General features: G+C 39.6%; 15 protein-coding genes. 13 read left to right on the forward strand and 2 right to left on the reverse strand.

Annotation, left to right across the window (positions count from 1 at the left end):
- Positions 1 to 209 precede the first annotated feature (209 nt).
- From rsmH to H6731_02560, 12 genes are all read left to right on the forward strand, one after another.
- Positions 210 to 1,109, forward strand: a complete 900-nt coding sequence (gene rsmH, locus H6731_02505) for a 16S rRNA (cytosine(1402)-N(4))-methyltransferase RsmH (protein ID USN51295.1) — start codon at positions 210 to 212, stop codon at positions 1,107 to 1,109.
- On the forward strand, positions 1,106 to 2,506 hold the full coding sequence (locus H6731_02510; protein USN51296.1) for a UDP-N-acetylmuramoyl-L-alanyl-D-glutamate--2,6-diaminopimelate ligase: 1,401 nt from the start codon (positions 1,106 to 1,108) through the stop codon (positions 2,504 to 2,506). The genes rsmH and H6731_02510 overlap by 4 nt, the downstream gene beginning before the upstream one ends.
- On the forward strand, positions 2,494 to 3,915 hold the full coding sequence (murF, locus tag H6731_02515; protein ID USN51297.1) for a UDP-N-acetylmuramoyl-tripeptide--D-alanyl-D-alanine ligase: 1,422 nt from the start codon (positions 2,494 to 2,496) through the stop codon (positions 3,913 to 3,915). Before H6731_02510 ends, murF begins: the two co-directional genes overlap by 13 nt.
- 3 nt (positions 3,916 to 3,918) lie before the next feature.
- The gene (mraY, locus tag H6731_02520; GenBank protein ID USN51298.1) at positions 3,919 to 4,953 is read left to right on the forward strand and encodes a phospho-N-acetylmuramoyl-pentapeptide-transferase; all 1,035 of its coding nucleotides are present in this window, start codon (positions 3,919 to 3,921) and stop codon (positions 4,951 to 4,953) included.
- On the forward strand, positions 4,950 to 6,227 hold the full coding sequence (murD, locus tag H6731_02525; GenBank protein ID USN51299.1) for a UDP-N-acetylmuramoyl-L-alanine--D-glutamate ligase: 1,278 nt from the start codon (positions 4,950 to 4,952) through the stop codon (positions 6,225 to 6,227). Before mraY ends, murD begins: the two co-directional genes overlap by 4 nt.
- A 41-nt stretch (positions 6,228 to 6,268) precedes the next feature.
- Positions 6,269 to 7,330, forward strand: a complete 1,062-nt coding sequence (gene murG, locus H6731_02530) for an undecaprenyldiphospho-muramoylpentapeptide beta-N-acetylglucosaminyltransferase (protein USN51300.1) — start codon at positions 6,269 to 6,271, stop codon at positions 7,328 to 7,330.
- A gap of 11 nt (positions 7,331 to 7,341) precedes the next feature.
- Positions 7,342 to 8,754 (forward strand): UDP-N-acetylmuramate--L-alanine ligase, encoded by a 1,413-nt coding sequence (locus tag H6731_02535; GenBank protein USN51301.1) that lies wholly within the window; start codon positions 7,342 to 7,344, stop codon positions 8,752 to 8,754.
- Positions 8,751 to 9,707 (forward strand): UDP-N-acetylmuramate dehydrogenase, encoded by a 957-nt coding sequence (gene murB, locus H6731_02540; GenBank protein USN51302.1) that lies wholly within the window; start codon positions 8,751 to 8,753, stop codon positions 9,705 to 9,707. The genes H6731_02535 and murB overlap by 4 nt, the downstream gene beginning before the upstream one ends.
- A 184-nt stretch (positions 9,708 to 9,891) precedes the next feature.
- Positions 9,892 to 11,127 carry a cell division protein FtsA gene (ftsA, locus tag H6731_02545; GenBank protein ID USN51303.1) on the forward strand — a complete coding sequence of 412 codons (1,236 nt, stop codon included), beginning with the start codon at positions 9,892 to 9,894 and terminating at the stop codon, positions 11,125 to 11,127.
- Positions 11,128 to 11,183: 56 nt separating this feature from the next.
- A complete protein-coding gene (ftsZ, locus tag H6731_02550) occupies positions 11,184 to 12,482 on the forward strand; it encodes a cell division protein FtsZ (protein USN51304.1) in 1,299 nt (432 codons plus the stop codon).
- A gap of 45 nt (positions 12,483 to 12,527) precedes the next feature.
- A complete protein-coding gene (locus H6731_02555; GenBank protein ID USN51305.1) occupies positions 12,528 to 13,010 on the forward strand; it encodes a phosphatidylglycerophosphatase A in 483 nt (160 codons plus the stop codon).
- A gap of 168 nt (positions 13,011 to 13,178) precedes the next feature.
- Positions 13,179 to 14,582 carry an IS4 family transposase gene (locus tag H6731_02560; protein USN51306.1) on the forward strand — a complete coding sequence of 468 codons (1,404 nt, stop codon included), beginning with the start codon at positions 13,179 to 13,181 and terminating at the stop codon, positions 14,580 to 14,582.
- Positions 14,583 to 14,654: 72 nt separating this feature from the next.
- On the opposite strand, the gene H6731_02565 is transcribed toward H6731_02560, so the two are convergent.
- Complete coding sequence (locus H6731_02565) at positions 14,655 to 17,660, reverse strand: insulinase family protein (protein USN51307.1); 3,006 nt, start codon at positions 17,658 to 17,660, stop codon at positions 14,655 to 14,657.
- A gap of 191 nt (positions 17,661 to 17,851) precedes the next feature.
- Positions 17,852 to 19,141, reverse strand: a complete 1,290-nt coding sequence (locus H6731_02570) for a hypothetical protein (GenBank protein ID USN51308.1) — start codon at positions 19,139 to 19,141, stop codon at positions 17,852 to 17,854.
- Between the two features lie 132 nt (positions 19,142 to 19,273).
- On the opposite strand from H6731_02570, the gene H6731_02575 reads away from it, so the two are divergent.
- Entirely contained in the window at positions 19,274 to 21,121 is a 1,848-nt protein-coding gene (locus H6731_02575; protein USN51309.1) for a hypothetical protein, read from the forward strand.
- Positions 21,122 to 21,246: the final 125 nt, after the last annotated feature.

Below are 21,246 nucleotides of genomic sequence, written 5' to 3' on the forward strand. Positions count from 1 at the left end.
AAAAATAAAACTAAATCAAAAATACATAACGCGTTAATAGCAAATCCCAAAACTTAACTAAGCTCTTAAATTTCTTTCTTGTTCTCTAAGTCTGCAATTTCTATCAGACACTTTTTCATGTTTATGTACGTTCAGATGCCAAACCCATAGCCATATGATCTTTTTTTGTTTATTCATTATTTCTTGAGTTTCATCAATCTGAGCGCGTTATGACTAAAATTTTTGCCCATGAATCGGTAATGCCACAAGAAGTAATAAATTATTTTGACGACTTTAAAGGTAAAACTATTGTCGATGCCACTGCTGGTGGCGGAGGACATCTGAGCATGCTTGCTCAAGTAGTCGGTGAAAGAGGTAGAATTATAGCATTCGATCGAGATCCTAGAGCGCACGAAGATGACGCTGCAGGTGGCGTACAAAAACATTTCCCCAACATCATAACTCTCTTTCAGCGTCCTTTCTCTGCTATCAAAAGCACCCTTCGGGAACTAAAAATTTCTTCTATTGATGGCCTCATATGCGACTTGGGTGTCTCTTCCCATCAACTTGATGAACCCAAAAGAGGCTTTTCTTTTCAAAACGATGGCCCAATCGATATGCGCATGGATACAAACAGTGGCATGAGCGCCTATGAATGGCTCGCACACAGCAGCGAGCGTGACATCGCCGATACCATTTTTAAGTTAGGAGATGAACGTAAAAGCCGGCAAATAGCAGCGCGCATCAAAAAAGAATGGCCTATAGAAAATTCTACGGGGGCTTTAGCGCAATTGGTCTTATCAGCCATCAAACAAAAAAAATGGTCAAAAATCCATCCTGCCACGCGCACATTTCAAGCCCTGCGCATGGCGGTAAATGAAGAAGTAAAAGAGCTTGAAACGCTGTTACACGATCTTCCTGAGATTCTTTCGCCTGAAGCGACTGTTGTATTTTTGTCTTTTCACAGCATAGAAGATCGACTTATCAAGCTGCGCTTTAAAGAGCTTGCTTTAAATAAAGAGTTTGTCATTCTCACGAAAAAACCTGCAGTGGCGAGCGAACAAGAAATAGACAGCAATCGCCGTTCTCGCAGTGCTAAACTACGAGCTTTAAAGCGAGTATCGCTATGAAAAACCTTAGAGAAATTCTAAAAGCTATTGATATAAAAGATACGAACGAAAGCTATGCATCGATTGCCATCAAGGGCATCAGCGCTCACTCTTCACGTATTGAACCAGGTTTTTTATTTGTCGCTAAAAAAGGCGCCACACCACAATCAGCCGATGGCCATAATTTTATCGATGATGCTGTTGCTAGAGGCGCTCACGCAATCCTCGTGGAAAACAGTTTTTCTCCTAAAAAAGTTTACTCTATTCCCATCATTAAGGCTCCCAATAGCACTCAAGCTTATGCTTATCTTTGCGAAGCATTTTATGATTTCCCCAGTAAAAAACTGTGCTTAATTGGAATCACAGGCACCAATGGTAAAACTTCAACCTCTTTTATGCTTTATTCAATTTTCAAAGCCGCTGGTTTTGAAGTAAGAATCATGGGAACCCTTGGCATGGGTGAACCACATAAGCTTGCCCCCTTAAGCCATACCACCATGGAAGCGGAATTTATAAGCCAAAGTCTCTCCAACTTTGTACATCAGGGTGTAGACCATGTGGTCATGGAAGTATCATCACACGCCCTAGCGCTTGATCGTGTGGCAGCTCTCCATTTTAGTGCCGTGGGACTGAGTAATATCAGTCAAGATCATTTAGATTTTCATGGCACCATGGAGGAATATACTGCGTCCAAAGCCAAACTATTTTGGCAGCTTGCCAAAAACCAAACTCAAAAAATCTTACCCATAAAGCATCCTTTTTGCACCTCCACCCATGAGCTGCAAAACCTTTCCTTTTACAGCGCTACAGAGCCACTACACTTCAAACTTCCTCTGGCAGGCGACTTTCATCAGCAAAATGCCAATTTAGCTTTCTTTGTGGCAAAAAGTTTGGGACTTGATCGTGACTCGATTAAAAAAGGTCTTGAACAGTGCCCAGCTATACCCGGCCGTTTTGAAGTAGTGGCACGACATCCTTGCAAAATTATTGTGGACTTTGCTCACACTCCTGAAGCTCTAGAAAATATTCTACGCTCACTTAAGAATTTTTCTTATGGACGCCTGATTGTGGTCATGGGTTGCGGCGGCAACCGCGATAAAAGCAAAAGGCCGATGATGGGACATATCGCACATAAGTGGGCCGATTTTGTCATTGTCACCGATGACAATCCCCGTAACGAAAAACCTCAACAAATTAGAGCCGATATTATGACAGGTATGCCAAATAGCAATAAAGCATACAACATTGGCGATCGAGCCCAAGCCATACATGAGGCTATCAAGCTTGCTCAAGCCGATGATATAGTGCTTATAGTTGGAAAAGGGCACGAAAACTACCAGCTCTACGGCAATGATAAACGAGCTTTTTGTGATAAACTTGTGGCTCAAAAAATTGCGGAGTCTCTATGCAAAAAATAAGTGTGGATAAAAAAATTCTTGCTGAAGTTTTGGCTTCTTGCAAAATCGATAGACTTTTTGAGCAAGAACATTGCCTACTCACTATAGACTCGCGCGCAGTGCCCAATGGTTCATTATTTTTTGCATTGTCAGGAGAAACTCACGATGGGCATAACTACGTAAAAGATGCTCTTTTAAGGGGCGCAAAAGGAGCAGTGGTTAAAAAAAATCATCCCTGCTGTATCGACATCGATCCCCAGTTTTTACTTGAGGTTGAAGATCCTCTTAGCACTCTTTCTCAGTTAGCTAAGCGCCACATTGAAATCATGCCGGCTATTCGCATTGCTCTTAGTGGCAGTAACGGTAAAACCACCACCAAAGAAATGCTTAAAGCAGCTCTTAGCTTTGTTGTTGGATCAGAAAAAGTATATGCCAACCCTGGTAATAAAAATAATCATATTGGACTTCCTCTGAGCGCCTTTGAACTGAATAAAGACCATCGCTACGCCATATTTGAGATGGGCATGAATCATAGCGGAGAAATTGCCCATCTATGCCAGATTGTTCACCCTCATTTCGGCCTTATCACTAATATCGGTTGCGCTCATGAAGGAAATTTTCGCGATGGCGTTCTGGGAGTGCAAAAAGCCAAAGCCGAATTATTTGATGCTCTAAAGTGCAAAGGACATGCCATTGTCAATCTTGATGATCCTAAAATCACCAAAGAAGCTCAAGCGAGAATTTTTGCTTGCTCCACTACTTTTGGCACAACTGATGAAGCGCAGGTACAGCTAACAAAGCTTGAAGACTTTGATGAAATTTTGGGAAGACAAAGGCTTTGGGTAAAAATTGATGGCGAAACATTTGCAGTCAACTCCCCCTTGCTCGGTGCTCACCATGCTATGAACGTTCTTTCTACACTGGCTACAGTAAAAGCCTTAGGTCTTGATGTAAAAAGAGCGTCCTTAGGCATCAGCAACATGACTCTCATCAAAGGCCGTATGAGCATCAGCACTAACTCTCGAGGCTGTACCATTGTCAATGATGGCTACAATGCCAACCCTGTCTCCATGAGTGCAGGTTTGCTTTCAGCTAAGACTCTTAAAGCTAAGCGTTTTATTTCAGTCGTTGGCTGCATGGGCGAATTGGGAGAAAAAAGTAGGCAGCATCACTTTGAGTTAGGAATTTTGCTTGCCAAACACAGCGCTCGAATCTTTGTTTGTGGCACCGAAGGAAAAGCCATAGTTGAGGGAGCACTCAGTGCAGGCTTCCTCAAAGAAAAAATTATTTATGAAGAGACTTCATTAAAACTTATAGACCCATTGAAAAATACTCTAGAAAAAGGTGATGTGGTATTTATCAAGGGTTCTTTGTCAGCCAATATGCAAGCAATAGCAGACGCACTTCTCCAATTAGACGAAGGAAATTAAATCGTGCTGTACTCAATAGTTTCTCATTTGGAATTTTTAAGCGAACCAGAACAACTTTATGTTCGTATGCTTTTAAGCGCCTTCACCGCTTTTTTGATCACCTTTCTTGCCTTTCCCAAATTCATCCACAGATTAAAAATAATGAGCTTTGGGCAAGAAATCCGTGATGACGGACCAAAAAGCCACTTTTCTAAAAAAGGCACCCCCACCATGGGCGGACTCTTATTGGTACTAGCATGTGTCGTTTCCTGCTCGCTATGGGGCAGCTTGCAACACCTCGGACTTTTTTTGGTGCTCATGGTGATGGCAGGTTATGCATGTATCGGCTTTATCGACGATTTTTATAAAGTAAAAAAAAGCAACACCAAGGGGCTCTCACCAAGCCAAAAATTAGTCGGACAAATAGTCATTGGCCTTGGTGCATTACTACTCTATGCTGGGAATTTTGAAAGCCTCCCCTATTCATCGACACTAAGCCTACCAGGACTTTTTTCTTTTGAAACACCTTTGTGGCTATATATTCCTTTTGCTCTTTTTATCATTGTTGGCACCTCAAACGGCACTAATCTCACCGATGGACTGGATGGCCTCCTGATCGGACCAGTCATGCTCAGCGCACTTGCTTTTTTGATCATGATCCTATGCGGAGCTGATCCTGCATTGATGGAGATTGGTATTTTTTGCGCTGCTTTAGGCGGAGCTAGTCTCGGTTTTTTATGGTACAATACCTATCCCGCTGCGGTATTCATGGGCGACGTCGGCTCTCTTGCCTTAGGGGGAGCATTGGCTATGGTGGCTATTCTCACCCACAATGAGCTCATTTCTGCTTTGCTTCATGGAGTTTTTTTAATAGAAGTTGTGAGTGTTATCGTTCAGGTATTTTCGTTTAAAGTAGCCAAAAGACGTGTTTTTAAAATGTCTCCTCTTCATCATCATTTCGAACTTTCAGGATGGCCTGAACCAAAAGTGGTTGTTCGTTTTTGGATTCTAGCGGCATTATTCGCAAGCTGCACCGTCATTATTAAGGTATGGCCATGATAAAACATGCGCTCATAATTGGAGCCGGCCTCTCTGGTCTAGCAGCAGCAAGGCTTTTACTCAAACGTGGTATCAAAGTAAGCTTATTTGATGACAAGCCTGAAAGTAAGTTGCGCTTTTTCCAAAACTTTTCTTACAAATGCCATGAAAATCTTAGGTGCCACTTTAATGATTCTCAATTTAGTTTTTCCCCATGCATTGACGCTGTTGTTTTGTCGCCCGGTGTCAGTTTGCATCACCCGCTTATCGCTCAGGCTAAAGAGCGTTCAATTCCCATTTTGAACGAAATCGAAATTGCTTTGCGCTTTAAGGCTGGGACCAAAATTATTGGCATTACTGGCTCTAATGGCAAATCTACCACCACAATGATGCTGGACAGCATTTTGAAAAGCGCTGGATTAAAAAGTGTGGCAGGAGGCAACATAGGAATTCCTCTATGTACTCTCGTCTTAGATAGTAACTTTGACTATTTAATTCTTGAGCTTAGTTCTTTCCAACTCGAAACGCTCAAACAGATTCAACTTGACTGCGCCATCATCCTCAATATCACCCCCAATCATCTCGATCGATACGATTCCTTTGATTGCTATCAAAAAGCAAAGTTTAAGATATTCGACTTGGTAAAAGCTCAGGGCCACATTTATTGTAACAACACGCTGTTATCATCTATTGATAGCAAAGCTTATCCGACTAAACATTTTCATTTCTTTAATGCCCAAAAAATTGATAAAACATGGAATTTTTTAAAAGAACTTTCTCTTAACGGCATGCATAACGTTGAAAATGCACTGGCTGCAGCTTATGCAGCTAAGACATACAATATCAGCAATGAGTCTATCGTTTTAGGCCTTAATTATTTCAAGCCTTTAGAGTTTCGTTTTCAAAATATTGGCACAAAACGGGGTATAAATTTTATCAATGACTCAAAAGCAACCACCGTTGCTGCGGTGGAAAAGGCTTTATCGTGCACTACTTCACCCGTTCATCTCTTAGTTGGAGGACATGATAAAGGTGAAAATTTTGCTCCTCTTACCGCTTACTCTCAAGTTGTTGCTTTTTATGTCTACGGAAGCTCTCAAGAAAAAATTGCTCTTGAACTAGCTGACCTTCGGAGTCAGCAGTTTAAAGATTTAGACCAAGCATTTTGCGCTGCCGTGGCACAAGCCAAACCTGGCACTACAGTGTTATTGAGTCCAGGTTGCGCAAGTTATGATCAATTTGAAGATTATGTGGACAGAGGGAAACACTTTAAGCGTTTGGTTGATAATTTATAAAAAGCTTAGTTAATTATTTTTTACTAGATTTAGGACAGACAATGCACATTATTGTTACAGGTGGCGGTACTGGCGGACACATTTTTCCAGCTTTAGAAATTGCCAAGGAATTTATTAATACAGATGCTCGCACAAAGATCACCTATGTTGGCAATAGCGGTGGTATAGAAGAAAGAATGGCCAAAAACTGCGGTTTTCAATTTTTTGGTATCAAGGCTAAAAAACTGGTCGGCCAAAGTTTTTTTGCTCAGCTAAAAGCTCTTTTTGTACTCACACTGGCAGTTTTAAAATGCGCATGGTTTCTTTTGCTACATCGCCCTCATGCTGTGATTGGAGTTGGTGGTTATGTATCGGCGCCCATGATTATCGCAAGCTTTATTTTACGCATCGACCGGTCCATCTGCGAACAAAATGTTGTGCCAGGACTTGCCAACCGACTTCTCGCTCACATAAGCAACCGAGTTTTTGCAAGCTTTGTAGAAAGTAAAAAACACTTCCCCAAGCATACCATTGTCACGGGCAACCCTATCCGCAAACAATTTTTCAGTATTGAGCACGGCGCGCCTGAAAAGGGCTTAAAGATTCTTGTGACTGGGGGAACTCTCGGGGCACAGTTTTTAAACCGCGAAATTCCTAAGGCTCTTAAACTCTTACAAGAGCACAATCCTGATATTAAAGTGACTCACCAAACCGGTAAAACACAAGTCAATGAAGTTGCTGCACACTATAAAGAAGCTCACATCGAAGCCCAGGTAACGCAGTTTATCGATAACATGCCCGAAAGTTTTAAACGCCATGACCTTCTTATCTCTCGCGCAGGAGCTACCGTGTCTTCCGAAATTATGGCTTCAGGTATGCCATCGATACTGGTACCCTACCGCTTTGCCAATGCTCACCAACGAGAAAACGCTTTAGCTCTCGTTAAAAAAGGTGCTGCACTCTTGCTTGAAGAGGGCGATAATTTTGCCGCTGAACTGAGCCTAAAAATAAAAAATTTATACGATCACCCTGAACAACTTAAAGCAATCAGCGAAAATGCCAAGCATCTTGCAACTCCTCATGCAGCCTCAAGTATCGTAAAAACTATCACGAGCAATCTTTAAGGACTTCCAGTATGGCACTTAATTCAATTTTTACAGGTCGAATAAAACACATTCATTTAGTGGGAATAGGCGGTATCGGGATGAGCGGCATAGCAAGAATATTGCTAGCCTCTGGATTTAATGTGAGCGGTTCAGATGTGAGCGAAAATCGTGAAACTACAAGCCTAAGAAGCTTAGGTGCCCACGTTTTCATTGGCCATCATGCTAAGCATATGGATAACGCCGATGTTTTGGTTTACTCCAGTGCTATACCTTATGAAAATGCTGAACTTTGCGCTGCTCGCTCACGCGGTATTCCTACTATACCAAGAGCAGTCATGCTGGCTGAGCTTATGCGCTTACGTTGTGGTATTGCCGTTGCTGGTGCTCACGGAAAAACTACCACGACTAGCATCATTGGAACATTGATGCACCAATTAGGTTTTGACCCAACCGTCATCATCGGTGGTATCGTAAATCACTTTGGTGCAAATGCAATCTTGGGCCAAAGCCAATTCATGGTAGCCGAAGCCGATGAGTCAGATGGTACTTTCTTACATCTTTCACCTACCATTGCAGTGGTAACCAACATCGATGCTGAGCATCTTGATTATTACCAGGGCGGTATCACTGAAATCAGTGAACATTTCAGTAATTTTCTAGAAACTATTCCCTTCTATGGCCTTGTTGTTGCTTGTATCGATGATCCCCACGTAAGGAATATTCTTGAAAAACTTAACCGGCGCATCTTGAGTTATGGTTTCAGCAAAGGTGCAACATTTCGAGCACAGAATATCCATACCCACGAATTTTCTACCAGCTTTGAAATCGTTGTACGCAATGCATCAGTGTATCCATGCCGGATTAACATGGTCGGCCACCATAATGTATTAAACACTCTTGCGGCAGTTGCCGTTATGGATGAATTGGGCGTAGCTCCAAGCGCTCTTTTTGCTCCTCTTTCTTCATTTAACGGGGTAAAACGGCGCTTTAGTATTGTTCCTAGCCATAAAGATTTTTTTGTGATTGATGACTATGCTCATCATCCCACAGAAATACGCGCAGTGCTCAAGGCAGCTCGTAACACATTTAAGGATCGTCCATTACACGTATTGTTTCAGCCTCACCGTTTCTCTCGCACTAAAGATCTGATGGAAGAATTTGCACAGAGTTTTAAGGACTGTGACGCACTGGTCGTTACCGATATCTATGCAGCTCAAGAACAGCCTTTGCCAGGCATCAGCAGCAAGGTTTTGATCGACAAAATAAAAGCTTCTAGTTCACTTTCACCCTTTCACGTAAAAACTATTGATGAAGGCGCCAAAAAAATCTCTGAACTCATGCCGCAAAAGGGCGTAGCTTTGACTTTGGGTGCAGGCTCAATAACCCTTGCAGGGCCACACATTGTAGACCTGCTCCACCAAAAATACGGACTTTCTCTATGATTTCTTTTGCGCTTAAACACCTCCTCGACAAGCTCAGCGCCAAAAGAGAAGTCGCACTTGCACCTTTTTCAACGCTCAAAGTTGGCGGACCTGCGCGTTTTTTTGTTGAAGCTAGAAATAATGAAGAACTAGCGCTTTTACAAAAAGCTTGCCTTGAGCATAATCTCCCTCTCCATATTTTGAGCGGTGGTTCTAACACACTCTTTAGCGATAATGGCTTTGACGGGCTTGTTATAAAACTTGGCTCCCAATTTGATTTCCTCCATTGCGACAAAAAAAATCAAGCCTTGCTGGTTGGAGCTGCTACCTCCTATGCCAAAGTCACCAAACAAGCGCTTTTGATAGGAATCGATTCTGCCGTTGGATGGAGCGGCATTCCTGGCCTTATTGGAGGTGCTTTACGTATGAATGCAGGTACGTCTATGGGAGAGATTGGTGATGTGGTTGATGAAATTTATGCTGTTCAAAATGGAGAAAAAGTAATTTTCACTGGCAAAGATTTAAAGTTTTCTTATCGCTCCAATAATTTACCAAAAGATATAATTATTACAGGTGCACGTTTAAAATATAAAGAGGAATCATTAAAGTCTTCTGAGGTTTTATTACAAAAAGTACAAGAATACCGACTTAAGAGAAAAAAAACTCAGCCTATAATAAATTCTCTCGGCTCTTTCTTTAAAAATCCATATCCATTATTCGCTGCCCAACTAATTGAAAGTTGTCAACTTAAGGGTCTACAATACCAACAAGCACAGATATCTTCGTTGCATGCTAATTTTATAATTAATAACGGAGGGGCCAAAGCGAATGATATTCTTTACATCGGGTCCACCGCACAACAAAAGGTGTTCGAGCAACATTCGGTGGCTTTGCAACCAGAAATTCTCTTGGTGGGAAATTTTAAAGATTCCCCTTCGATTGATCCAAAACGTTTTTTTAACGCTAAAAGCTAATAAAAATATATCAAAGCCTAAAGCACAACTTAGTTTCCCCTTCGCTAAAATTTCTTTTTTTGCCAACAATAATATTGTTAAGCCTGTTGGATTTTTTGCTTATTTAGATAAGAGGGAAATGTTCGCATTGATAAAAATAGTAGCAGACAATGAAAATATATACCGAACAGCATGGAATCATTAAATGGCACGTGGCAAAAAAGACTCGAGGGTGGTTGGTTTAGATATAGGTACCACTAAGATTTGTGCCCTAGTTGGTGAGCGTAAAGAAAACGGCTCAATTGATATTTGCGGCATTGGTACAAGCCCTTCAAATGGACTAAGAAAAGGGGTTGTGGTTAATATCGAGAGCACAGTCAAATCTATCAAAAAGGCTATTCAAGAAGCACAGCTCATGGCTGATTACAATATTTCCTCTGTGTATGCTGGCATTGCTGGTGGTCATATTCGAGGAATTAACAGCCACGGCATAGTGGCGGTGAAAGAAGGGGAAGTAAAATCCGGAGATATTGACCGTGTTATTGATGCTGCTCGCGCTGTAGCAATTCCTATTGATCGAGAAATTATTCACGTTCTTCCCCAGGAATATATCATCGATGGTCAAGATGGCATTAGAGAACCTCTTGGCATGGCTGGTGTACGCCTTGAATGCAAGGTGCATATTGTAACTGGTGCTGTAACGAGTGCACAAAACATTGTAAAATGTGCGCAACGCTGCGATATTTCTGTAAGTGATATTGTACTTGAACAGCTTGCCTCTAGTTACGCAGTCTTAAGCGAAGATGAAAAAGAACTTGGTGTTGCTCTGGTTGACATAGGCGGTGGCACCACGGACATCGCTATATTTTTTAATGGCAGCATCCAACATACTTCAGTCATCGCAGTGGGAGGTCAGCACTTTACCAATGATATTGCTATAGGCCTTAGAACTCCTCAGGAAAGCGCGGAACTTATTAAAAAACGCTATGGCACTGCCAGTATGAAATCTGAATACTTAGACGAAATGATCGAGGTACCAAGTATTGGTAACCGCCCAGATCGTATGCTTAAACGGCAAATCTTAGCAGAAATTCTTGAGCCACGAGTGAGAGAAACTTTTGAAATTATTGCCCGTGAAATTGAACGCGTTCGGTTAACGGAATTATTAGCCTCAGGAATTGTGATCACCGGAGGTTCCTCATTGCTTCCTGGCATGATTGAAATTGCCGAAGAGGTAATTGGATTGCCGGTACGATTAGGTGTGCCTCGAGGTGTTGGTGGACTAATGGACGTTGTCAAAAGTCCAATTTATGCTACAGGCGTAGGACTGGTGCTTTACGGCGCCAAACATTGCGACCATCGTCATTTTAAAGTAAGAGATGATAATATTTATACAAAAGTGCGTCGTAGGATGAGCGCTTGGCTGAATGACATAATTTAGTTAAGTTGAAAAAGTTTTTTTTATACCACATATTAAAGAATGGGGAGGCTGTTAAAATGATAGAATTTGATGAAATACAAGAACGAGGCCCACGAATCAAAGTAATTGGAGTTGGTGGTGGCGGTGGAAATGCTATCAACAACATGATCGAACGCGGAATTGCAAGCGTAGAATTTATTGTTGCCAATACTGATTGCCAGGCGCTCGACGCAAATATGGCTGAAGTAAAGCTACAGCTCGGTCACGGCTGCACCAAGGGTCTTGGTGCTGGCGCAAAACCAGAAGTGGGAGCGAGTGCGGCAAAAGAAAGTATGGATCGTATCGAAGAACTTCTACTTGGCGCAGATATGGTTTTCATAGCAGCAGGAATGGGCGGAGGCACCGGAACTGGTGCTGCTCCTGTTATTGCTGATGTAGCTCGAAGACTTGGTGCTTTGACAGTGGGAGTCGTCACTAAGCCCTTTTTATTCGAAGGCAATCGCAGGCGTAAGCTCGCTGAAAAGGGAGTTGAGACGCTCAAACAAGCAGTAGATACCTTGATCGTTGTTCCCAACAACCGATTGCTGCAATTGGCTGATGAGCAAACATCTATGCTCGATGCTTTTCGCATGGCAGACCAGGTTTTATTCAATGCTGTTAAAGGTATCAGCGATATCATTACACAACAGGGTATTGTCAATGTTGACTTTGCGGATGCCATCACCGTTATGAGCGATCAAGGAATGGCTTTGATGGGTATTGGTACAGCGAGCGGCGAAGGTCGAGCAGTTAAAGCTGCGCAAAAAGCAATATCCAGTCCCTTACTTGAAGATGTTTCAGTTGATGGAGCGATGGGAATTCTAGTTAATGTTACTGGTGGCCCATCCTTGACGCTTCATGAAGTCAATGCTGCCATAGAACTCATAACCGATGCCGCGCACGAAGATGCCAACATTATTTTTGGTTATGTTGTTGATTCTGAGCGAGATGAAGAAGTTTCCATTACCGTTATAGCAACAGGGTTTGAGCATGCTCGCACCCAGAAAAAAGGTGAGCCCACTTATACTTCAAGTGTGCCCAATCAGCCTATGACACCTTATCCATTGCAAGGTTCACGTGATGTACCAACTTTCATTAGACAAGGACTTTCTTCCAGGGACAGCATTTTGCCAGGAGTATCAAGCTATCCTAATCTTGGAACGAAAATTCCTCCAGCTCCTAACCACGCTGCTCGTGTGCCGGTACTAGCACCTATCGATGAAGATAAACAAGACGCAGGTACAGCATTAAAGGAAAGCTCACCTAAAAAATCAGATGAGTATGATGTTCCTTCTTTTTTAAGAAGAAATAACAATAATGATACGCAAATTGCATAAAGCGTCTTAATAATTTTAATAAAACTCACGCATAAGGGGTATGAGATGTCATCAAATATAAAAACCAAAATAGCACTCCTTATCGCTGAGTTTTTTTATTGTGGACGTTTCCCTATTGCCCCAGGCACATGTGGTACTGCGGGTGCTCTGGTTATTTGGGTGCCTGCACTTTTTTTTTCGTGGTCCTGCTGGTTAATTCTTAGTCTTTTGCTCATGCTTTTTTTCATAGGAATTTGGGCAAGCGATTATGGTATTGAGCATTATAAAAAAGACGATCCCAAACAGGTTGTTATTGATGAAGTTGTTGGTGTTGGTATTCCATTTTTAATCATCGACCCAAGCGTTCAACAGGTTTTTACAGCATTTGTGCTCTTTCGTTTCTTCGATATTCTCAAACCCTGGCCCATAAAATGGGTTGAGCGATCGTTTCCTAAAGCATGGGGAATCATGCTCGATGATGTTGTGGCAGGCATTTTTGCGCTCTTAGCCTTGCTCTTTGCTCGATATTTTTTTGTCTTCTTATATTAATTTCGACAGATATTATCCTCTCCATGAATGGAGAGGTTTTGATGGGCTAGGGAATAAGCAGTAAAAATTAAATTAACCTGAAGTTTGCTCTCATGATTGATCACATCTTTTTGTTGACAAAGTCGTTTAAGCATTTTCAAGTTTAATTTGATGTGATCAAGTTTTTCAATGAATCATATAAGAACAGAATTTATAGAATCAAATCTTGGTGATAAGCGCTTAACTAAGCGCCTTTTATCAATTGTTAGCTCGGTTATTGAAAGTCCAGAGAAATCTTTTCCTGAGGCATTTAGGAGTTCGGCAGAATTAGAGGGGTTCTATCGGTTTGTGGAAAATCCTTACATAGAAATAAAAGACATTTTAGAACCGCACAAGCAAGCTACTTTAAAGCGTATGTGCAATAAGAATAATGATATTATTATTGCGCATGATTCGAGTGAGTTTGTATTTTCAGGAAAGAGACGAGACCTTGGAACAACCTCACTAGGTAAAAGTGCAAGCTTCTTTGGTCATTTCAGTTTAGCTATTTCTGCGTCAGATAGAGAACCATTAGGTACATTGGGGTTGCATTGTTTTAAGCGCGGTGAAAAAATCAGTCCTTATGCACTCAGAAAAAAAGGGATTCTTACACAGACTCAGTCTCGTCGCCTGCCATCGGAAAAACAAAGATGGAATGACGCAATCGATAGCATTTCTAAACTCAGCGAAAGCGCTAAAAATGCAATCCACGTATGCGATAGTGAAACAGATAGTTATGCTTTGCTTGCTGATTTATCGAACAAAGAACATCGATTTATTGTTAGGGGCTGCTATGACCGCGCCCTTGTAAACGGCAAGCATTTACGCGAGGAATTTGCAGAAGAAAGCAGATTGTTTTCTAAAGAAATACATCTTTCTAGAAGAAATAAAAAATCCGGCGGGGCTAATAATAAAAGGCTTGTTAAAAGAGATGCCCGCAATACGATAGTAGATATTAAAGCAAAACAAATTACATTAAAAAGATCAAACTGTGTAGATAAAAAATATGCATTATCTTTAGATATAAATGCTGTTCTTATTCTAGAGCGAAATCCGCCTAAAGATGAAAAGCCTATTGAATGGATTTTACTCACTCAAGAACCAATCGCTTCGCGCCAAGATATCGAAAAGATTATCGAATGCTATTGCTCACGTTGGGTCATAGAAGAATACTTTAAAGTCCTTAAAACTGGATGCTCATATGAAAAAAGACAGTTAGAAAGCTTTCACAGCCTGAAAAATTGTTTGGGAGTCTTTATACCAATAGCCTGGTTTCTCCTGCGGCTACGCAATAAAGCAAATGAAGCAAATAGCTCACCAGAACTTTATATACCGCCTCCATTATTAGCTATGCTGCAAAATTATACCGCGGAATCATTGCTTACTGTCGATGAAGTTTTAAGGCAAATAGCAAGGTTGGGAGGACACATTAAATATAACGGTCCTCCTGGATGGCTCGTCTTATGGCGAGGGCTTAGAGAACTTTATGCTATGTATAAAGGTTACCAAATCGCCGAATCTATCTTGTCAACAAAAAGATGTGATCAATCATGAGAGCAAAACTCAGGTTAAATTACTACAAACCAAATCCTTAATAACCTATAAATGCTCATTCGCTCCATCACATTATCTATTATCACTATAACGACCGACTTGTTGACGAAAGGTTGAGAAATCAGTTATCTGAGTGCCTAATGGTTGAAAATTCTCAGAATCACAAGCCTCTGACTCTTTTCCTACCACGTGTACAACAATTCGGGCTGCGCTTTTAGGGTCTAACATTTCCCTAAAAAGCGAAACCACTTCATCTTGAGTAATAGATTCGATGGCCTTAATTTCTTTTTCTTTCCATTCAAAATCTTTTTCATAATAAAAAACAGCAGAAAAAAACGTTGATGATTTTTCGGAAAAACTCTCATCTGGCTTTCTTTTTTCTTCAAGAATTGAAGAACGAATCTTTTCAAATTCCTCGGAGGATAAGCCTGAAATAAGTTCTGCAGCATTCCCCATCCATTCATCAACAATATCTGAAAGCTGTTCAATATTTTTTTTGCTTTGAATAAGTGAAACAAATCCGCAACTACGCCTTGCCCAATATCCAAAAGCTTGAGCAATATAAGCTAATTTTTGTTTAGTTCTCAGTTCATCAAAAAATTTCTGACCAATTATAATTTTTCCAAAGTGTAAAGCTGCATTTGATAACGGGGTATTTTCACCCAGTTGATAATAGCAACAATAAGCATTTTCATCGTTCGGTACTTCAATTTTATAGTAATAAGTTTTGCCTGGATCCAGCTTAATTTCTTCTTGAGTACTAGAACGATTATTTAATGATACTTCGATCCCATGTTGGCTAAGAAATGAATTTAAAAAATCTGCTGCTTCACTTTCTTTTATATCCCCGTAAGCGGCACACAAAACGTTTGATACTTTTGTTATGTTCGAAAAAAACTCCTTCACATCACTCAATTCCAACTTTTCAATTGGTTCCAAATACATATGGGTTGGAAAACTATTTAGTGAAAGCAATGCTAATGTGTTTTTGTACGCAATGCTATATGGCATTGTTTTCTGCAAATACGCTTCTATATTATTGATAATTGTTTCCTTAATTGCCTTAAACTCATTCTCACTCAAAGAAATATTTTTTATTGCTAAGCTGAATTCTTTTATAAATGGAATAATTTTACAAGCAGGACCACCTGCATAAACTTTAACCCGATCTGAGTTAAAATCTATACTGTCAGAAAAACCAAGCTTACGAGCGTCTTGATTCCATTTTGCGTTAAATTGATTAAAACAATATTTAAATAATACAGCGCAGGTAACAGTTTCTATATTTAGATTTTTTCTATCCGTATAAAATTCAACTTGTATTTTTGCTACAGACTGCTCTTGTACATTTTCAGTTTTAATACACAAACAGCAACCTTTCTGTTCAGTAATGTTGATCTCTGGAGCTCCCTGGTGTCTACAATCATAGGCTTCAGGAATAAAACGATTGGGTTTAGGATATACACTGCCATCATAACTGTTGGCATGCATCCACCCGGTATAAACTAAATCATCAATTTTTGACTCACGATAAAAGGCACCATAAAACTCACCAACCTTTACACCTATACTTTTCTGTGAGAGCTCATCTGAAGTCAAAAATACTTGCATTTTTGAAGGAGAAATTTCATTAAGTAAGGTAAAAAATTCATTCTCATCAGGTTTAGCTAATAAATGCAACCTTCCTTCTAGCTCATCCCAAGTAAATCGATGAAGATAATTTGCCAGAAGCTTGGCTTGTGCTAATGAGCTCGGAAGCGATGTAGCTAAATAATTAGTTTCATATATATTTTTAGCCTCCTGGTAAAACAACTTAGATAAACCTTCTTTCTTTAGCTCATTTATATATGAAAAAAATAACTTACAAATATCCTGCCATTTCTCCTTTCCTTGTGGGGTTAAAATGAAATTCACTAAAAATTGTCGTTGATTGCGATTAAGTTTTCTGCCTGCATTCATCTCTACGATTAGGCCATTTGACTTAAGCTTATCGTTTAGTGAACCTATATCCCTCCTATTAAGCAAATTTGTAATAATATTATAGACGCTAGCTGTATTTGAGAAAAAGGATGTTTGAAATAATAAATTCATTTGCAAATCCTTACCCTCAGGCCTCCATTCGACTATACGAGGTAAGTCTTCATTATTATATAAAGGCGGCAAGGCTATATTAGGTGCATCTTGACCACTTGATATTTTCGAGAACTTTTCTTGTACCATATCAATAATAGATTGTGTTGATAGCGAACTAATTACAACCAATTTCATTCGGTCAGCAGTATAATTTTTTTTATAAAACTTAAACAATGCATCAGCGGTTATTTTACTTAAAGTTTCTTTATTTCCTTGGAAACTTCTTTGCATAGGATGTTTTGGATTTGATAACAACTTTTTAATATGATCCAACTTGAACATATTACTGATACAATTTTTTTGATATTCTGATTCGATAATTTCAAGTTCGTCATCAATTTTATTTATATTGAATGATGGTTCATAAAAAAATCGACTAAATCGATCAAGTGCTCCCTCGAGCGCAGAATCATTTATCGAAAAATAATAATTGGTATTGTCTTCCGTCGTAGAAGCATTTCTTATCCCATTATTTTTGCTAATGTATTCACCATATTCTTTTGCATCAGGATATTTTTTAGTCCCTAAAAAAAGCATATGTTCCAGATAGTGCGCAATGCCTCTCAACTCAGAAGGCTCATCCCAAAATCCAACATTAACACTCATTGATACAGATGATTGTTTAGCCTCAGATGTTTGAATCACCAATACTTCCAACCCATTGGCTAATCGTATGTATTGCTCTTCGCGTGGGAATTTATTTCTTTGTTCAGATTTAAGCTGTTGGGCATAGATTTTAAAATCTTCTGAACTTGAATGCGTAATTATTGAAAATAATAAGCTTATCATCAGCAAGTTACAGGATAAATATCTAAAAATACTTTTTATTGACTTATTCACTATCTGTACCTTTTTTAAAAAATTTTCTTCCAACCTGCTATTTTCATTTTGAATTTCAATAGAGGAAATCTTTTCTTTCGTAGGAGCAAAGCTATTGATAATCATACCAACCCCAGAAATTAACTAAGCCTTTAATTTCTGAACGCCCGCAGCAAAGCGAGGACTAGGAAGAAATTAAAGGCTTAGTTAATTTCTGGGGTTAGTATCAGAGACCCTCTTAGCATTAGAATTCAGGGCCTCAACAAAGCTGAGCCATTTTACTTTCATACCCAGCACAATAAAAAATTTAGTAAATTTTAAATTTTACAGCTAAAATCACTGGCTCCAGCAAGATTTTTATTTGCTTCATCAATTCCATCTGCATCATTAATTGATTTAGATTTACCAAATCCTTTGGGTAAAATTACAATTTCAAACATTTTTAAATAAGGCCCAGTATTTTTAAAAAATACAAACTGATTATTCATTTTGCTGTTTCTTTTAAAATAAATTTCATTATCAAAAGGCTCCCCGGTTTTATCATCTGATAAATGCACCTGTGGAGAATACTTACCTTCGATAAAATCCTTATTTTCCACTCCCATTACCACTATCATTCCTTTGAGATTGGGATTATTTTTAATTCTTTCTTTCAGGCGCATACAAGCATAAGCTTTTGCTTCATTTGGATCTGCTGTAAGATAAAAACCCTGCCCCAAAGCTCTTGTCACTGCCACATCAAAGCGAATTGATTTTTCTCCTGGCTTAAAAATATCTAAAACATCGTCAGTCGTACCATGATAAAGCTTCACGTAACTCTTGCCTGTAAGAGAGTCTTCTATACGATCAGGCACTAAATCAACGAGCTTTTGCAAAGCCTTTGGTCCTTGCGGTTGTGCCACAAAGGTCCATGGCACGTGCATCACCATTGTGCGTGTCAAAATCGGAATATTATCCAGCACTTTTGGTGGATACATCCCCTGCTTTTCTGCAGCAAATTTGTCTGGCCTGAAAATATAGGGGAACCACTTATCGGCCTCCATCGCTTGAGCATAGGTTATCAGTGGAAGTTCTTGCGCCCCAGATGTACCACTGACTACTGCATCACTTGTAATCGTTGGCTGCTCATCACCAAAAAGTCCGGTATTCAGCAGAACCTGAAGCTTACCCTTTAGAACAAACTGTTGTTCTTGAGTTTTTTTATTGGCATCGATGTATCTAATCACCAGAGGCTTGCTGATTAATTTTTCTTGGCTATCCGGATGAACCTTAATAATAAAATTGCATGTTCCATGAGCAGCAAGCAGTTGTTCAATAAAACAAGTACTCATCCGCTCATCCAGCGAAAGAAAATACTCTTTAAGGTTTTCGCTCTGCCCAGGCCGAGAAATATTGGTGATTTGTACAGGAGTGTCGCTGTTATTAACGACATTCACATTCACCTCAATCTTTCCATCAGGCTTAATATTTTGTTGACCGAAGTCAAAGCCCTGCACAGACAACTGATCAGCATACCAAGCAGCCTGTTCTAGCTGCAATTGCTGCTCACCTTGAGCATTTGAGGTAAAAAAATAACAAACTAATGCCACTACCAAACAGTATTTCATATTATTTCCAAAAAATTCTCACGCAATTTTATCTAACAAACTTTAAACTTCAAATCAGCGCAATTATTGCCATGCATTAAAAAACTAAAGTCGGTAAATAAAAACTGTTTTATAGATAAGTAGAGAAATTATATGCGCATTTTTATTAAGTTATCCTTATTGTTTCTTGTTTCTCTGAGTACTAATTTTCTTTTTGCAAAAAATAATTTTGAGCTAACTCTTGATTCAAGCAGTCAATTTTTTGCAGGCGATCCTCTCAATTCCTGGATCGACCCAAAAGATCCAAGATTTCAAGATGCCAATTTAAAAGATTTTTTTGCTAATGATTTTAATACAAAGATGAGAGAAGAGCTCTACAACCTCAGACAATCATACATTGCGCAATTCAAAAAGATTTACAACAAGCCAGGAGCAGACTACCTCTCTTTGCAAAAACAGCTCACCAAAGATTTGATGAGCTGGACTAAAAAACATATCGAAGCTGCTCTGCCCGCAGGCATTAGTGAAAAAGATTATGCCTTTGTGGCTTTTGGTTCAGCTGGGCGACTTGAGTCAGGCATTATCACCGATTTAGAAGGTGGATTAGTTTTATCCGATAATGTAGCAAATCCTGCAGATGTTGGACTTGAATTTGGCAATAATCTCGCTACTACTTTAAATGGACTTATCGGTCACCCTATGTTTGGTAGAAAGGGCTTTCGCCTTGATGAGCAGTCCAATGCTCCCATACACTTCGCTCCCTTTGTTAAAAGTGATCAAAGCATAGGAGAAATTTTATGCCCAATGATTACAAACTACGCTTTCGCAAAAACAAGTGCACAAAAAACCTTTTGGAAAAATTACTTTTATCCTTTTGAGGGCTCCTATGTATTGGTTACAACCCCACAGAATTTAGCTCAGTATGCTCGAGGGGTGAGCTACAATATGCCACAGATATTTCAGTTGCGTGTCAACAGCTCTACTCGCGGGCAACAGTGGTATAAGTGGGCATCACAATTTTTAATCAAAGGTACTTACACCGATGCTGACTACCTCAGAGCAAACATAGAAAATTCATCCTGCGGCGCAAAACTTAGTTCAAGTGAACTCACCAATTGGGTTAACTATTTTCTTGACTCTGATCAAAGCAATGAGCTCAAAGTGGTAAGTGCCTTTGCTGATATCGGTAGAAATCATTATTTTGTAGCTGGCAACAAAGATTTATATGATCAGTTTGTGAGTGAACGAAATAAAATATTGCATGAAAATAATGCACTCATCCGTAAAAAAATTGCCAGTCTCAATTTCAATGAGTTAATCAGTAAATGGAGCCAGAAAAAATATGGTGGAGAAATGTTTATTGAAGGCAAACTTCCATCCAGTGGAGTATTTGATATTAAGCGTCACAATTATCGCCTGATAGAACAATTCTTAACTGCATTTCAAAGCTATCTTAACTTGGGGGTACAAAACCCAAAAGATATCATCAATGAGATGGTAAAAGATGGTATCTTTGGCAAAGATTTTGCTCACTCTCTTTTAGATACAGTCAATCATCTCACTAAACTGCGTTGGCTTTCTCAGATAAAGGTAGACGGACAACTCGAACAAAGCATGGACTTTTTGACCACCAAAGCTTATCAAAGCAAACTCGATAGTTTGAAATCAGCACAAAAAACTGAGCAAACAAATTTGCAAAACGCCAAAGACCCCAATTCTTTTGTAGCACTCATGGCGCAATCAAATCTTGCTGAAATCAACTATAATCTCGCTAAAATGGCAAAACTTGAACCTCTTAAAAATGATTCTGTAATGAATCCTGAAGAAATAAGTTATTTGGAACATGTAATCATTCCTGTAGAGCATTTATTGTTCAAAAGAATTGTCGCTTTTATGGGCAGCTCGAGCAATAAAAACCTCAGCCCCAAACCAAATGCATTTCAAGATGACTTTGATGTGGAATCGATTGATCTTGGCCAATACAACATAAGGGTTAAATAAATTTGGATTTCAACAAGAAGATTTATTGAATATTTTTTAGAAGAAACCACAGGCTAAGCAATTGGTCTTGCGTCACTTGTCATCCTTGCGCAGGTGGGAATAGCAAGTGATATTCGCCAAAAATG

It is taken from the genome of Myxococcales bacterium (assembly GCA_023898405.1).
GTDB lineage: Bacteria > Myxococcota > UBA727 > UBA727 > JABDBI01.

Coding starts and splice junctions, on each gene's coding strand:
- H6731_02555 (USN51305.1), top strand. CDS start 12,528: ATGTCATCAAATATAAAAACCAAAATAGCACTCCTTATCGCTGAGTTT.
- H6731_02560 (USN51306.1), top strand. CDS start 13,179: ATGAATCATATAAGAACAGAATTTATAGAATCAAATCTTGGTGATAAG.
- H6731_02565 (USN51307.1), bottom strand. CDS start 17,660: ATGATTATCAATAGCTTTGCTCCTACGAAAGAAAAGATTTCCTCTATT.
- murF (USN51297.1), top strand. CDS start 2,494: ATGCAAAAAATAAGTGTGGATAAAAAAATTCTTGCTGAAGTTTTGGCT.
- H6731_02535 (USN51301.1), top strand. CDS start 7,342: ATGGCACTTAATTCAATTTTTACAGGTCGAATAAAACACATTCATTTA.
- ftsZ (USN51304.1), top strand. CDS start 11,184: ATGATAGAATTTGATGAAATACAAGAACGAGGCCCACGAATCAAAGTA.
- murG (USN51300.1), top strand. CDS start 6,269: ATGCACATTATTGTTACAGGTGGCGGTACTGGCGGACACATTTTTCCA.
- murB (USN51302.1), top strand. CDS start 8,751: ATGATTTCTTTTGCGCTTAAACACCTCCTCGACAAGCTCAGCGCCAAA.
- rsmH (USN51295.1), top strand. CDS start 210: ATGACTAAAATTTTTGCCCATGAATCGGTAATGCCACAAGAAGTAATA.
- H6731_02510 (USN51296.1), top strand. CDS start 1,106: ATGAAAAACCTTAGAGAAATTCTAAAAGCTATTGATATAAAAGATACG.
- ftsA (USN51303.1), top strand. CDS start 9,892: ATGGCACGTGGCAAAAAAGACTCGAGGGTGGTTGGTTTAGATATAGGT.
- H6731_02570 (USN51308.1), bottom strand. CDS start 19,141: ATGAAATACTGTTTGGTAGTGGCATTAGTTTGTTATTTTTTTACCTCA.
- murD (USN51299.1), top strand. CDS start 4,950: ATGATAAAACATGCGCTCATAATTGGAGCCGGCCTCTCTGGTCTAGCA.
- H6731_02575 (USN51309.1), top strand. CDS start 19,274: ATGCGCATTTTTATTAAGTTATCCTTATTGTTTCTTGTTTCTCTGAGT.